Source organism: Vibrio sp. 1078-1 (assembly GCF_033340475.1).
Genome location: NZ_JAWOWM010000622.1, coordinates 1 through 587, shown reverse-complemented (window position 1 = coordinate 587; position 587 = coordinate 1). Strand labels below are relative to the sequence as shown.

Here is a 587-nt window from a genome sequence, read left to right as displayed (position 1 = left end):
ACTTATTGGCGTAGCTCATTTCAACGCGTTTTTTCACCCACGTTTCGTTAATCCACAACGATAGCATGATGATCGCGCCGCCAATCGCGAGGCGTACGATGTCGACGTCTCGGTTCCAAATTACGATATTCACAATTAAGCCTGCTGGCACTAACGCGTTGTTCATTACCGCTAACGCGCCGGCATTCACTAAGGTTGCCCCTTTGTTCCACGCAAAGTAACCAAAGCCTGATGCAATCAAACCAAGGTAGGTCAAAATGCCCCATTGGGTTGCAGTGGTTGGCAGTTTGTCGAGGTTGCCCATGAGCGCGAAAGCCCCGGTTGCTACACAAAGCGCACCCAAGTAGAAGTAACCAAACACGGTGTGCTGTGGTAAATCGACGGGCTCACTTTCCATGATGTATTTGTAGCCCACCTGACCGATGGCAAAACAGAGGTTCGCCCCTTGCACGACCAAAAAGCCCATTAGGAAGTTTTCGTTAATGCCAGCGAATTTGATCCATGCGGCACCCGCGACTGCGATCAGCGCAGTGACTAAATACCAAGGCGAAAAACGACCTTTCAGGAAGTCATAAATCAGCGTTACA

Annotated in this window: 1 protein-coding gene; it reads right to left on the bottom strand. The window is 49.9% G+C overall.

What is annotated here, in order from left to right; translation table 11 throughout:
- Nucleotides 1-587: EamA family transporter (locus R7190_RS29155; RefSeq protein ID WP_318138107.1), on the bottom strand; the 587-nt coding region annotated here is incomplete at both ends.